The 14,154-nt window shown below is 46.7% G+C and carries 10 protein-coding genes and 1 tRNA gene; 10 read left to right on the top strand and 1 reads right to left on the bottom strand.

Going from position 1 to position 14,154, the window contains the following annotated elements:
- The 7 genes from GXO76_04285 to GXO76_04255 all read left to right on the top strand — a co-directional run.
- Window positions 1-1,618 (top strand): hypothetical protein (locus GXO76_04285; protein NOY77070.1); only part of this gene is annotated, 1,618 nt, incomplete at its 5' end.
- A gap of 244 nt (window positions 1,619-1,862) precedes the next feature.
- Window positions 1,863-3,710: an AAA family ATPase gene (locus tag GXO76_04280; GenBank protein ID NOY77069.1), complete on the top strand. Its 1,848-nt coding sequence runs from the start codon at window positions 1,863-1,865 to the stop codon at window positions 3,708-3,710.
- Window positions 3,686-5,425: a hypothetical protein gene (locus GXO76_04275; protein ID NOY77068.1), complete on the top strand. Its 1,740-nt coding sequence runs from the start codon at window positions 3,686-3,688 to the stop codon at window positions 5,423-5,425. Before GXO76_04280 ends, GXO76_04275 begins: the two co-directional genes overlap by 25 nt.
- 103 nt (window positions 5,426-5,528) lie before the next feature.
- Window positions 5,529-6,941: a GWxTD domain-containing protein gene (locus GXO76_04270; GenBank protein NOY77067.1), complete on the top strand. Its 1,413-nt coding sequence runs from the start codon at window positions 5,529-5,531 to the stop codon at window positions 6,939-6,941.
- A 75-nt stretch (window positions 6,942-7,016) separates the two neighbouring features.
- Complete coding sequence (gene garR / locus GXO76_04265; GenBank protein NOY77066.1) at window positions 7,017-7,916, top strand: 2-hydroxy-3-oxopropionate reductase; 900 nt, start codon at window positions 7,017-7,019, stop codon at window positions 7,914-7,916.
- Between the two features lie 69 nt (window positions 7,917-7,985).
- A tRNA-Thr gene (locus GXO76_04260) sits at window positions 7,986-8,061 on the top strand.
- A 395-nt stretch (window positions 8,062-8,456) separates the two neighbouring features.
- Window positions 8,457-9,662 carry a T9SS type A sorting domain-containing protein gene (locus GXO76_04255; protein ID NOY77065.1) on the top strand — a complete coding sequence of 402 codons (1,206 nt, stop codon included), beginning with the start codon at window positions 8,457-8,459 and terminating at the stop codon, window positions 9,660-9,662.
- Window positions 9,663-9,775: 113 nt separating this feature from the next.
- On the opposite strand, the gene GXO76_04250 is transcribed toward GXO76_04255, so the two are convergent.
- Window positions 9,776-9,880, bottom strand: coding sequence for a transposase (locus GXO76_04250; protein ID NOY77064.1), 105 nt, complete (start codon window positions 9,878-9,880; stop codon window positions 9,776-9,778).
- A gap of 381 nt (window positions 9,881-10,261) precedes the next feature.
- Here GXO76_04250 and GXO76_04245 point away from each other — a divergent pair, with 381 nt between their 5' ends.
- The 3 genes from GXO76_04245 (at window position 10,262) to GXO76_04235 (ending at window position 14,067) form a co-directional block, all read left to right on the top strand.
- Window positions 10,262-10,768, top strand: a complete 507-nt coding sequence (locus GXO76_04245; GenBank protein ID NOY77063.1) for a hypothetical protein — start codon at window positions 10,262-10,264, stop codon at window positions 10,766-10,768.
- 81 nt (window positions 10,769-10,849) lie between these two features.
- Window positions 10,850-12,028 carry a Na+/H+ antiporter NhaA gene (gene nhaA, locus GXO76_04240; protein ID NOY77062.1) on the top strand — a complete coding sequence of 393 codons (1,179 nt, stop codon included), beginning with the start codon at window positions 10,850-10,852 and terminating at the stop codon, window positions 12,026-12,028.
- A gap of 359 nt (window positions 12,029-12,387) precedes the next feature.
- Entirely contained in the window at window positions 12,388-14,067 is a 1,680-nt protein-coding gene (locus tag GXO76_04235) for a long-chain fatty acid--CoA ligase (GenBank protein ID NOY77061.1), read from the top strand.
- Window positions 14,068-14,154: the final 87 nt, after the last annotated feature.

The following is a 14,154-nucleotide window of genomic DNA, read 5'->3' as shown; positions in this document are numbered from 1 at the left end:
TTTTTATTTGAATGGAACCCTTTTAAAGTTAAAAGGACTTTCCGTATTTCCCGGGCAGGTGCCGCCGGAAGAATTTGGGAAATGGGTGAAGCGGCTGGGTGCCAATGCCGTTCTGTTTATTTACCCGCCGAGTCCGCAGATGTTTACGATGGCCGATTCCCTGGGTTTTTTCATTTTGACGGGTCCGCCGCTCTGGAACACCCCGGCAGACAATTGGGAAAAGGCTTCCTTTAGAGAAAATGTCCGTCAGTTCTGGAGAACCCTTCGTCTGGACGGAGAAGAGCACCCATCTTTTTTTAGTGTTATGCTGGGTGTGGGGAATGATGGATTTTCAAAGGAGTTTTTTAAAGTTCTTCCGAAAGAAAATGACACGCGAGAAACACGTTTTTTTAGCGGCGCCTCTTTTCGCACGGGGGTGGTTCGCACGGCGCATTTTCCAATGGATTGGGTCGGATTCGACATGGTGTCGTTTCAGCATCCCCGGTGGCAGAAGGTCATTTCCGACTTTCGGCAAAAATATCCTGAAGTACCCATTCTGTTTACACAGGTCTCGGCACCGTTTGTAAAAATGTTTGATCGTTCTGAAGATGAACTCAGCTATGAAAAACGCCAGGGATTTTATTTGTGGAAAAACGTGAAGGACCTTTCCCGGTCTCCGGATGTGGCCGGTTATTTCGTTTTTACTTATCTGGATTACCCGGGGGCTTACCCGAGTTTTTTAAATTCCTACGAGCAGAATAAGCGCGAGTTTCACCTGGGATTGCAGGCCGGAGCACACGATCCTCCGCGGGTGGCCTGGAAAATGGTTCACGATCTGTTTCAGGGGAAGCAAGCCCGTTATGCCGATTACGTCGAAACCCGCGATCCGCGGGAGGTGTCTTTCATTTTATGGGGATTCGGAGTTATTATTTTTTTCCTTTACTTTTTGAAAGGGAACCGGCGCGTTTCGGGTAATTTTGTTCGGGTGTTTATGCGGCCGCATGGTTTTTATGAAGAACTGCAGTCAGGCCGAAAAATCGCCTGGGGGCATTCTCTCATTATCAGCATTAGCGGATCGGCCACGCTGGCAATTTTTGGGGCGAGCCTGTTTTTCTATTACCGGGAATCCCTTTTATTTGACTATTTTATGTCGCAGATGCTTTATTTTCAGTGGCTGAAGAGTTTTTTTGTCCCACTGGTCTGGAATCCGGGGCTGTTTGTTTTGGTGCTGACAGGCATCATTTTTTTCCTGTTTTCAGCATTGGCGGTTGCCATTCAGTTGTTTACGGTTGCCGCGGCCCGTTCGCTTTCACTCCGGAATGCATTAACCATGGTTTTCTGGCTGAGCGGTGTTTTCATTTTTCTGGTTCCCGTTGCCATGATTTCGGCTCGTATTTGGCCCTATCCGGCAGCCCGGTATTTTATTTTCATCATGTTGGCTGTTTTGTTCGTTTGGTTTATCTACCGGATTTTTCGGGGAATGGTGGTTATTCTGCATTTTTCGGCGGTTAAAACCGCTTTGGGAATGATAGTCTTTATCGGGGGCTTTTGGGGACTTTTGGCCTGGCTGTACCAGATGCATTCCAATTTTTGGCCCTTTTTGGGTTACGTGGTGCACGTCTGGAGAACCGGGATTTAGAAGGGCCATTTTTAGGGATTTCCCGTGAATTTGATTGAACCGGAATGTTTCTGAAAAATCGGTGCGGGGTATCTGCCGCGAATGCACGAATGGAATACATGTTTTTCGTAAATGGCCGGGGAAAAATGCTGTGGGTGAAAAACCATTTGGGGGAATGCGTGTTTGGTTTGATGAACGAGCAGTTTCTCTTCGGTGAGAAAGTGCACAAAATGTCTGGATCAATCTCAGTTTTTATGAGGATTAGATGTATCTTACACGATTAGAATTGCGTGGGTTTAAATCGTTTGCCAAGAAAACGGAAATCATTTTCAGGGACGGTCTGACGTGCATCGTTGGACCCAATGGAAGCGGCAAAACGAACATTGTGGATGCCATTCGCTGGGTTCTGGGCGAGCAGCGTGCAGGAGTCCTTCGCAGTGACAAAATGGACAAGGTGATTTTCGCAGGGAGCAGCACAGAAAAGCCCGTTGGCATGGCCGAGGTTTCGATGACGATTCGAAACGACCGCTCCGTGCTTCCATCCGAGTACACCGAGGTTGTGGTCACCCGGCGGTTGTACCGTTCGGGTGAAAGTGAATATCTGCTGAACAAGAGACCGTGCCGTCTGAAAGACATTACCGATTTATTCCTGGACACAGGCCTGGGACCCGATTCTTACTCGGTGATTGAATTAAAAATGGTAGAATCGATCCTGAGTTCCAAAACGGAAGAACGGCTCCAACTGTTTGAAGAAGCCGCCGGGATCAATAAATACAAGCAGCGCCGGGCCGCCGCTTTGAGAAAACTAAATGCCACGCAGGAAGATCTAAATCGGGTCAATGATATTATTTCGGAGGTTGTGCGGAACGTAAATTCGCTGAAACGTCAGGTCAACAAGGCAGAGCGGTACCAGAAGCTGTCGGAAGAAATTGAGCAATTGGACATTCGTCATGCTTCTTTGGAGATTGGGAAAATCTTTCGGGAATTACGACCCTTGAAATCTCAATTGGCCCAGCGTCAACAGGCCTTTCAAACCAATCGCTCCATGCTGAGTAAGGAAGAAGCCTATCTGGAACACATGCGCGCAGATGTTCTGTCTTTAGAGGATCATCTTTCAAAGGTGCAATCGGATTTGGATCGTGTGACTCAGGAGGTCCATCAAAAAGAGAATGAACTGGCTGTTTCAAAGGAGCGGATTCGGGCACTGAAGGAGAAGATTACGCGCTACCGGACGGAAGAGGACCAGCTTCGTAAAAGACAGCAAATTCTGATCAAGAGGCTGGAAGAAAGTCGTCCGAAACTAATTGAAATAGAGGAAATCAGTGACGGGTACAAATTAAAACTCCGTCTGAAACAGGAAGAGCTGGAAGGCTTCGAAAAGATCCTGAACAGACGCCGGTTGGAAGCCAATGACTACCGGAAGAAATTGGTCGATCTGCTGAAAGAACTGGATAAGAACGAGAAGGAACGAAGCCGGTATGAGGCCCAAATTCTTCACCTTCAGGGGAAACAGGAGCAGCTTCAGAAGGAACTGGCTGCGGCCCGCGAAGAAGAAGAACGATTGAAAAAATCGCTGGCCCAACAAACGCAGGCCGATTCGACGGCCAGTCACGACGTTGCCCGGCTCACCAAAGAGCTTCAAAAAACAGAAGATTCTGTACACGAAAAAGAGATGAGCTACCGGCAGCTGCAAGAAGAAGCACTGAAAGTGAAGAGCCAACTGGAGGGAAAATACCAGCAGAAGAATTTTCTTCAACACGTGATTGAAGCGAATGAGGGGTTTCCGGAGGGGGTGAAGTTTCTGTTGGAACACCAGTCGGAATTTCCCGGACTATTGGGACCGTTGGGAGATTTGATGGATGTTCCGGAAGCCTATCGGAGTGCCATCGAGGCGATTCTCTCCGGAATGGCGTCATTTTTAGTGGTGGAAAAGGCGGAAACTGCTTATGCCGCTATTGAACGTTTGCAAAAGCAAAAATTGGGTCAGGTTACATTTGTGGTTCTCGAGTGGCTGAAGGAATCTCCCCAAAAGAGCGGCCGTCCGGATGTGTCGGGAGCGGAAATACAGGGGCAAATGAGGTGGTGCGCGTGGGGAAAAAATTTAAGCCTTTGATCGATTGGCTCTTGGGGGATTATCTGATTGTATCGGATGAGGAAACTCAAAAAAGGATCCACCGGGAACACGGGGTAAGCGTGGTAACGACGGCGGGTGACCTCATCTCCAGTCAGGGACTGTTGCGGACTCCCTGGTATGCGCGCGGGAAGCGTGTAGCAGGTGTGGGCCGCAAAAGCGAACTGAAAAGATTATCGGCCGAAATTAAATCCCTGGAGTCGGAGCAGGAAAAACTGACGGAAAAGGTCAAGCGTGAGCAGGAAAAACTTGAATCCCTTCGGAAACAATTCGAATCCCGGAAGCGTGCGTTGAAGCGCTACGAAGAGCAGAATTTTCACCAGCAGGTTCAGCTGGCAAGGGATCGGGAAACCTATCAGAAAACAGTCGACCTTATTCAAAACGTCTCTCAGGAAATTGAACGCACCGGGAACGCGATTCAGGAGGCTCACGAAAAAATCAATCGGCTCATGCCGGCCATTGAGCAGCTTTCGAAACGGAAAGAGCAGTTTGAGAAAGAGTCGCAGCGTTTACTGGACAAGGTACAGGAATTGGAGGAAGAGCGCAATCAATTGGCGGAGGTGGCTCACGAATTGAATTTGAATTTGGTTCGCACAACCGCCGAGAAAAAGAATATTCAGTCTGAAATCGAACGAATGGAGCGAACGGTTCGGGAACTGACCAAAACGCTGGCTACACGCGATCGGGAAATCGGCGAGGCTGAAACGGACATTGAGTATCTGGAGGGTGTGATTGAAAAGGCCCACACGGCTCTGGCCGAATTGTATTCCCGCCGGGATGCGTTGGTTAAGGATAAAAACAGGCTTCAGTCTGATCTGGAAAACCTGCGCACGCAGTTGAAAACGAAGGAGAATGAAGTCAAACAGGCGCGGGAGGCAGGGGAGAGTTCCTCGGACATGCTGAGAAATCTGAAATTAAAGCTATCGGAGCTGGAACTTCGGGCAGATAATATTAAGCACAATATGAACGAAAAATATGCAATCGAGGTGGTTCCTGCCGAGCCCAAGACGCCAACCGAGTTTCAGGAAATTGCAGAGCGGTTGGAACTGCTGCGCAAGCGGCTCCAGAATTTCGGACCGGTCAACCTGCTGTCGTTGGAAGAATATGAAAAAGAATCGAAGCGGATGGAATTTCTGGAAAAGCAGCGGGATGATCTTCTGGAAGCAAAGAACACGCTCCTGGAAACGATTTCAGTGATTAATAAAACGGCCCACGATAAATTTTACGATGTCTTCCAGAAAATCAGAGAGAATTTCCGCAAAAATATTCAGTCCTTTTTCGACGGGGGGGAAGGGGACATTCACATTAAGTTTAACCCGGATGACCCGTTGGAGGCGGACATTTCAATTAAAGTACGTCCTCGGGGAAAAGCAATCAGCTCGATGGACCTGCTGTCTGCGGGGGAGAAAGCCCTGACTGCAATTACATTATTATTCTCAATTTATCAGGTGAAGCCCAGCCCCTTTTGCGTACTGGACGAAGTCGATGCCCCGCTGGATGATGTCAGTCTCCACCGTTTTCTAAAAGTGGTACGCGATTTCTCCGATACGGTGCAGTTTATTCTGGTCACGCACAACAAGGTTACAATGGAGGCGTCTGACAATATTTACGGGGTTACCATGGCCGAAGAGGGCATTTCAAAACTGGTGTCGGTGCGGTTTGAAAAAGAAGAGACGTCGGCTGAAATCAGTTCGTAAAATCGGAGAGTTAGGGAAACTTTTTTCATTTCTAACGTAAAACTATTTGAAAAATTACAAGTAGAGACAAAAGCAAAATGGGTTTTTTAAAAGAGAGGATTTTATGAAAAGGCTATTGTTTTTCATAGCAACGAGCGTTCTTTTTATCTTTGGGATTTCAGGTCTTCGGGCCCAAACATTTAATCAAACCAAACTACCCTTTGAATTAAATTATGCCGCCTTTCGGGCGTCCAACGGATTCGATTATCTGGAGATTTATTCCGCTATTTATCGCAGTCAGTTGAAATTTGTGAAGGACAGCACCCACCATTACCGCGCCAATTTTAGAATTGAGATTGATGTAATGAAGGGAGATTCTGTGCTGTTCCGGGATGCCGTTAAAAAGGTGACCTATGCAGATAGTTTGGCCCAGGTGTCAAAAACACAACGACTTCCGGATGTGTCCCGGGTGTACATTCGACCGGGAACGTACAATTTAAAGGTCACGGTCCGTGATCTGAATAACGACCGTTTTGGAACCATTGAAATGCCGGCTCAAATCCATCCCTTTGTTGCCGATTCAATGGATGTAAGCGATATTGAATTTGCATCGCTGATTCAAAAAAATGACAAGCCCAACATGTACACCAAAAACGGGTATCAGGTCATTCCAAATCCCGGCGGCTTGTACGGACAAGGAGCCCCGGTTCTTTATTTTTATTCTGAAATATACAACATAAAAAAAGAAGCAAAACCCGACAGTTATCAGGTAAAGTATCAGGTTTTGGATCGCGACGGGAAGATTGTCCGGGAATATGATCCCATTGTTCGGAAAAAACCGGGTTCGTCCGCTGTTGAAGTGGGCGGCGTCAATATCATTACGCTGCCGTCCGGATCGTACTTCTTTAAGGTAATTGCATCGGATCTGGGAACCGGTCAAAAATCCTATTCGATGAAAAAATTTTATGTGTATCGAAGCTCCGATTTTGCAAAGCAGGAGAAAAAGGAACGATCAAAAATCTCGTTGCTCTCGCGAATCATAAACAGCCCGGAATATCAGGTTTACGACGAAATGACGGCCAAACAACTGGATGCAGAATTTGATGGGGCCAGTTACATGGCCACCAACCAGGAGAAGAAAATCTACAAAAGCCTGGATTTGCCCGGAAAACGCGAATTTATGAAAAAATTCTGGATCCGGCGGGATCAGGATCCAACCACGGTTAAGAATGAGTTTCGGCAGGATTATTTGCAGCGACTGGCGTACGTGAATTCACATTTTGGATCCGGGAAACCCGGCTGGCGAAGTGACCGCGGGCGGATCTATTTGGAGTACGGCAAACCCGATGAGATCGAACGCTTCCCCAACAGCAGCGAATCAAGGGCATACGAAATTTGGCACTATTATCACATTCAAGGGGGAGTTGATTTTTATTTTGTGGATATCCGGGGTTTTGGCGATTATCAGTTGGTGCACTCTACGGCCCGAAATGAATTGCAGGATACCAATTGGCGGCGCTGGTTGACCCCATTTTAGTTGAATCGGTTGATTCAAAGGCCCTGATTTGGTTTCAGATCAGGGTTTTTTTATCAATAGATAACAGGAGGGTGTATGGAAAAACCAACCATTTGTTTTATCGGATTGGGGATTATGGGAAAGCCCATGGCCGCCAATTTGCTTGACGCCGGATATCCGTTGATTGTTTTTAACCGCACGCGCGAAAAAATGGCGCCGTTGGTGGAGAAAGGGGCGGCTGCTGCTGAATCCATTTCTGATTGTGCACGCCGGGCCGACGTCATTCTGACCATGCTTCCGGATTCCGCTGATGTAAAAGAGGTGATTCTGGGTCAAAATGGAGTTGCCGAAGCGGCACGCGCGCATTCAACGGTAATCGATATGAGTTCAATCTCGCCCGTTGTCAGCCAGGAGATTGGCCGTCTTCTGCGCCTCAAGTCCATTGACTTTTTGGATGCGCCCGTGAGCGGCGGTGAAGCCGGGGCCATAGCCGGAACGCTGGCCATAATGGTGGGCGGCTCAGAAGCCTCGTTTGAGAAGATGAAACCCATTCTTCAAACCATGGGACAATCTGTGAAGCGGGTTGGGGACATTGGCGCCGGGAATTATGCGAAATTGGCCAATCAGATTATCGTCGCCCTGAACATTGCGGCCATGGGGGAAGCGTTTGTTTTGGCGCAGAAGGCGGGTCTCGATCCGGAAACCCTCTACGACGCCATTCGAAACGGATTGGCCGGAAGTCACGTTCTGGATTCAAAGGCTCCAAAGGTGATGAATCGTCAATTTGATCCGGGATTTAAATTAAAGCTGCATCAGAAGGATCTGAAAAATGTGCTGGAAACGGCCCGCCAGATTGATGTTCCCCTGCCCCTGACGGCGATTGTCCAGCAGATGATCTCTGCATTGATTGCGGATGGAAAGGCCGAATTGGATCACGGAGCACTCGTTCAGTTTGCCGAAAAAATAAGTGATGTAACGATTCAGAAAAATTATTAGGATGTAAAAATATTTTTCTTGAAATAGGGATTTGATTTTCGTATATTTTTAAACCAAAATTTGTTATTTGCCACCGTAGCTCAGCTGGAAGAGCAGCTGATTCGTAATCAGCAGGTCAGCGGTTCGAGCCCGCTCGGTGGCTCCAGAAAAAGCCCCTGTAAATGCATTATTTACAGGGGCTTTTTGTTGGATTTTGATGGGGTTGGATTTTGATGAATATTGAAGAGTCTTCCTAAAACGGGCTGGTTTGATGGCTATAAAAGGCTTGAAAAGCAGCCTTTTTATTTTTGGGCCGGGGATAAACAGGAATCGAGAGGGAAACGAACAAAAAGGAGACTGGAAGATCGATTCTTGTATTTTATGCTTGCTATTTTACCGGGGGTTCTTTACATTTCGAGTACACATTGCTTGGGACTTTTACTCTTCTCCCAATAACAGGGCAAAAATCAAATTGAAATTTTCATTAGGTTTCTAACATACAATAATAGCAATGCACACAAAAACTCAAATAGGACAAATTTTATTAATTTGAAGAAACCAATGCCAAAATTAATAAAAACTCTCGGTCTGATTCTCATCCTGATGCAAGTGATTGTGGGACAACCCGCATCGCCCGTTTGGGCCGGCAATTCCGGGCTCAAAACAGAAGTCAGTGACTCCTTGCACTATTTGAATCTTCCCGAGCGGCCGGAAAATGCCGTGAGTGGAGAGGCGTTTGCCCGGCGGGTCGCGGGCCTCAGTTTGGATGACAGAGAAAAGGCCGTTGTCAGGGAGATTTTGAGCGGAAATGTGCCTTCTTTTTCACGGAAACTCAGGGCGGTGTCGGTTACCCAAACAATTAATGCCAGGCGCTACACCGTGACGTTTTTTGTTGCGTGTGACTATATGGCCATTGGATCCGATCAGAATTATTTGTACATGCCCATGACGCCATCAACCGCACAATATCTGGCCAATCGGTTGCATTGCACACTTCCCACAAAAAAAATGGTGGATATCATCTACCGCAAGGCAGAAATCAAACTCAGGCCCCAACCGATACCCCCTTCTGATAAAATGACGACCGTGCCGGTCTTTTTGCAGCACACCGATTCAATCCGGCAGCAAATTGCCCAGCTGGGGTTTGATCGCTCCGGTGACGCTATGATTGCCGGACACAAAAAGGATATTATTATCTCAAATAAAATCTACAGCCCGGACCGGAATTACCCCCGCGTGGTTATTTATGGCTGGCATTTGAGCGAGAACCACCCGATTCAACCCGTCTATAACGGACATATTGCGCGGTATGCGGATTACTCGCATGGGGTGCGCCTTATTTCCAAAGGAGCATATCTCAATGGCGATTCCACCCAAATCGATGCCCTATTAAAGGACCCCCGTCTGTGGAAACTTTTGAGTGACGAAGGTGTCATCCCCAGGCCGTATTATCCGGTCAGCGATATTTTTACTATAATGGAAGAGTTTTTTGAAAATTTTCGCATTGATTTTAAGCTGAACCAGAATTATCCGAACCCCTTTAACGGGACAACACGAATCAATTACCAGCTTTCAAAGAATTTGGCGGTTGACTTGAGCATTTTCGACATGCTGGGACAGAAGGTAACGACGTTGGTTTCGGGAGAGCAACCGGCAGGGGATTATTCGATCGAATGGAATGCCCTGTCTTGTGCAAACGGAGTTTACATATACCAACTAAAAGCCGGTCCTTTTGAAAAAAGCCGCAAAATGATTTTGTTAAAGTAACAGACCTTGGTGTTTTGAGTCCATTGGATTCAATATATTTCCTCTGGTCCTCTGTTATACGGTTTGTGGCAAAATCCACGATTTTGGAGGCCGCGGCGAACGCTCGGGACTGTTCAGAACCTGTCGAAATGCTTCTTCACATGGAAGCGATCGAACACACTATTGGCATGGGGAAGATGCTGGTCGACGCTCCTGACAGACAGATCCGACAATTGCATATCATCAGCTCAGTGCTTCGAGGCCGCTCGGTGATCCCTGATAACATCCCTGGTGATGAAATATTTACAGAGTTTTATTGTTGGATTTTGAGGGGATTTTGTTTGGTGTACCGGTGATCAATTCTGCTTCAAAGCGGATGGAATTTGGGTCGGAACAAGAAAAAACTTGATTTTTATCGTATTATTGATAACTTTAAGATAAAACCCTCCTATTCTGCATCTAAAAACACACCGAAAGCGGGTGCTGCATTTGTCAGTGGCTCTTGCAATAGAATGAAAGGGTCGCTGGAGAAACGCAAAGGGGAACATAAAGGGAAACAGTTGAACGTCCATTAAATGGCCGTTTGTTCTGGATCCCGGAACCCAGAAAATGAGCTAACAGTGAATAATCTCATTAAATGCTATGGATGTGGTGCTTTGGTCGAAGATATTCCCGGAAAACCACACGAATACATCGGAGCAACTGCAGGATGCTGGGAGGTTTATAAAAAGGTGCTGTTGAAAGGATATGGCAAATTGGAATATTCGGATTTGACACAACACCTTATCGTTGATACCTATTCGGTTCAACATCCTGGGAAACCAAAACCAGACGCCATTCGGTCCATTAATCTACATCTGATAGGATTGCATCTTCTTTTTAAAAAGGAGATGAGCGTGCCGGATGTGGCCACAGCGATTGAAATAATCTGTAAACGCGCAAACAGGTTTGTATGGTTGGAACCACCCATTCCCAATGGGTCAATTACAGTACTTGACGTTGCAAAGGCGAAAAATTTAGCCGAACACCGCCAATTGGTCGAAGAATGGGCAAGGGATGTGTGGGAAGCCTGGCTGCCGTACCACGCCCTGGTTAAACACATGGTCAAAAAGTATTTCGTCCAATGAACCCGTGAAATTTAAACATATTAAGGCATGGGGCGTTTTCTCGCCACCTATTGTCATGCATCAACGGAAACCGGATGCGCGATGAAAATAGTCGAAGATTTCATAAAAAAAGAATCATCCAGCGGAATATTATTGATGGCTGCCACTGTTTTGGCCTTGGTCTTCAGTAATACGCCGCTATCCTCAATTTACAAATCCTTTTTACACATTCCCGTCGAAGTGCGCGTGGGTGCATTGCACCTGGACAAATCGCTCTACCATTGGGTCAATGACGGTCTGATGGCCATTTTCTTTTTACTGATCGGGTTGGAAGTTAAAAGGGAAGTGCTGGAAGGCCATTTATCGTCCATAAGACAGGCTGCTCTTCCCGGAATTGCTGCTCTTGGAGGCATGGCTGTCCCGGCAGCGATTTATTTGCTATTTAACCGAAGCAATCCTATTGCTGCTAATGGGTGGGCCATCCCCACGGCAACGGATATTGCTTTTGCTTTGGGGATTCTTTCCCTTCTGGGGAAGCGGGTTCCGATTTCCCTCAAGATATTTTTAATGGCATTGGCCATTATTGATGATTTGGGGGCAATTGTGATTATCGCGCTGTTTTACACGGCCAATCTGTCTGTGATATCCATTTCTGTTGCAGCGCTTGCCCTGGCCGTTTTAATCACTCTTAATGTGTTGGGTGTTGCAAAAAAGGCAGCCTATTTTATTGTCGGCCTGGTTTTGTGGGTGAGCGTTTTGAAGTCCGGGGTTCATGCCACGCTGGCTGGTGTGGCTCTGGCATTTACGATTCCGTTGAATGCAAAAGATGAAAATAATCAACCCGTTTCGCTCGTAAAGGATATCGAACACAATCTTCATTTCTGGGTGGCGTTTCTGATTTTGCCGCTGTTCGCTTTTGTGAATGCCGGGGTGGATGTTCGGCAAATTTCTCTTGGCCAGATGTCGGGTTCTGTCCCTCTGGGAATTATTCTCGGATTGTTTATTGGAAAACAACTGGGTGTGTTCGGTTTTAGCGGACTTGCGATTAAATTTAAACTGGCTAAACTTCCGGAGGGCAGTCATTGGATGCAGTTTTATGGGGTATCGGTCTTAACGGGTATTGGTTTTACCATGAGTCTGTTTATCAGCACGCTGGCGTTTGAAAGCGACCAGATATTCCACTACACGGACAAACTGGCCATACTTGTTGGATCATTCCTTTCCGGGCTTTTGGGCTATCTGGTGTTGAAAATGAGTAAAATGCCCAAAAAGGATGTTTGATTAATGAGCCCGCTCTAAAAAGCCTTTGCCCACTAATTTCACGAATTTTTACGAATTGATTTTATTGAAATTAAATTAGCGTAATTTGTGTAATTCGCGCTTTTTGGAATGAACCCATTAATTGAAATCTTTGAAGAAAATCTTACTGTGTTATCCAGTTGCTTTTCAAGCTACCCCTAACTCCTGCGTCATTATGAGTCTACAGAACGATTGGGAATAGACTCACGCATAAATTTTTTTCCCTTGATTTTCACAACCAATTTTTTATTTTACAAAAGAATCTTCTCTTTGACTCTTTCTTCCTTTAAAATAAATCTATTTCCGGGAAAAATGGGGCAATCCAAAAATAGGAGATAATTATGGCAAAAATGGCCACCTCTGCTATTACTTACGATTCATCTTGGGGAATTGAGCCCACACCGGATGTCACACCCATGTCCGTTTACGAAATGTTTGCCCAAACCGCCAGTCGGTATCCAGACAAACCCGCTCTCATCTTTATCGGGAAAAAACTCAGTTTCCGTCAATTAAACGATGCTGTCCGTCGCTTTGCGAATGGTCTGATTTCTCTTGGTATTCAGCCGGGCGACCGTATTGCTTCTCTTCTTCCGAACAGCCCTCAGCAGATCATTGCCTTTTTGGCGGCCAATCTTTTAGGCGCTATCTATGTGCCCATCAATGTAATGTATAAAGAGGAGGAACTGAGCTACGTTCTGGCCGATTCAGGGGCTAAGCACCTCATTACGTTGGATTTATTTCTACCCAACTTTCTTCCGGTGAAACCCGACACAGCCATTGAGACAATTTTAGTGACCACCATCGATGACTATCTTCCTTTTCCGATTAATTTTCTTTACCGTTTAAAATCCCGTCTTGACGGTTCGCATGTCTCTGTGACGTACAATACCCAAACCCTTCCCTTTTTGTCCATTTTTGAAGACTCTCCTTCCGACTTTCCAAATCCGGCACCCGGATTTGACGACACAGCCATGATTCTCTACACGGCGGGCACCACAGGCAAAAGCAAAGGAGTTATGTTGACCAACCGGAATTTTGTGTTCAATGCCGCCAATCAATCCAAAAATTTCGGTTTGAATGAATCGGACGTGAATCTTGTACTTTTTCCGATGTTTCATATCGGAGGCTATCTTTTGGCAACACTCTGCATGTTTTACACGGGCGGCATCACGCTTTTGGAACCCCGTTTTGACGCCCACCGCTACCTGAAGCTCTTGCACAAACACCGGGTCACGCTCTTTTTTGCACCGCCCCCGGTGTACACCGCTTTTTTAAATCAGCCGAAATTTGACAAATACGATCTTTCCGCCCTGAAGGTCTGCGGGGCTTCGGGTGCCCCGGTACCCATCCCGCTTCAGGAAAAATGGAAAGCCAAAACCGGTCTTCACCTTTTGAATGGCTACGGACTGACGGAAACCACCGCCGGTGCTATTGTGTGTATGCCAAACAAATTCAATGACAAAGCATTGGGGGTGCCGCTCGGTGCGGAAGCAAAAATTGTGAACGAGAAGGGAGAAACAGTGCCCATTGGGGAGCAGGGCGAAATCCTCTTCCGGGGACAGCAGGTTGCCAAAGGCTACTGGAACAAACCGGAGGAAACGGAGAAAACCTTTGTTGATGGCTGGTTGCACACCGGGGATGTTGGTACCATGGACGAAGACGGGTTCATTTATTTTGTAGATCGCCAGAAGGATTTGATTATCGCCTCTGCGTACAATATTTCACCCAGTGAAGTGGAAGCGGTACTGCTTCGGCATCCGGCGGTTCAGGAGGCGGCGGTCATTGGCGTACCGGATGAGTACCGGGGCGAAACAGTGAAAGCGTTTGTGGTTTTGCACGAAGATTTTAAGGGGAAGGTTTCGGAAAAGGAAATAATTCAATTTGGAAAGGAGCACATGGCAGCCTACAAGTATCCACGAATTGTGGAATTTGTGGAGGATTTGCCCAAGAATCCAATCCAAAAAGTTTTACGGAAAAAGCTCCGCGAGCGCGAAGCCGCAAAACGAGCTCAGGGGAATTAGACGATTACCATTTCAAAATCCGGACACTTCGACTACGCTCAGTGTCCGCTGTTTTAGTGTTCGGTGCTTTAGTGTCTGGTGTTTCAG

This window comes from Calditrichota bacterium, assembly GCA_013151735.1.
Taxonomy (GTDB): domain Bacteria; phylum Zhuqueibacterota; class JdFR-76; order JdFR-76; family BMS3Abin05; genus BMS3Abin05.
This window is presented reverse-complemented; position numbering and strand designations above follow the sequence as displayed.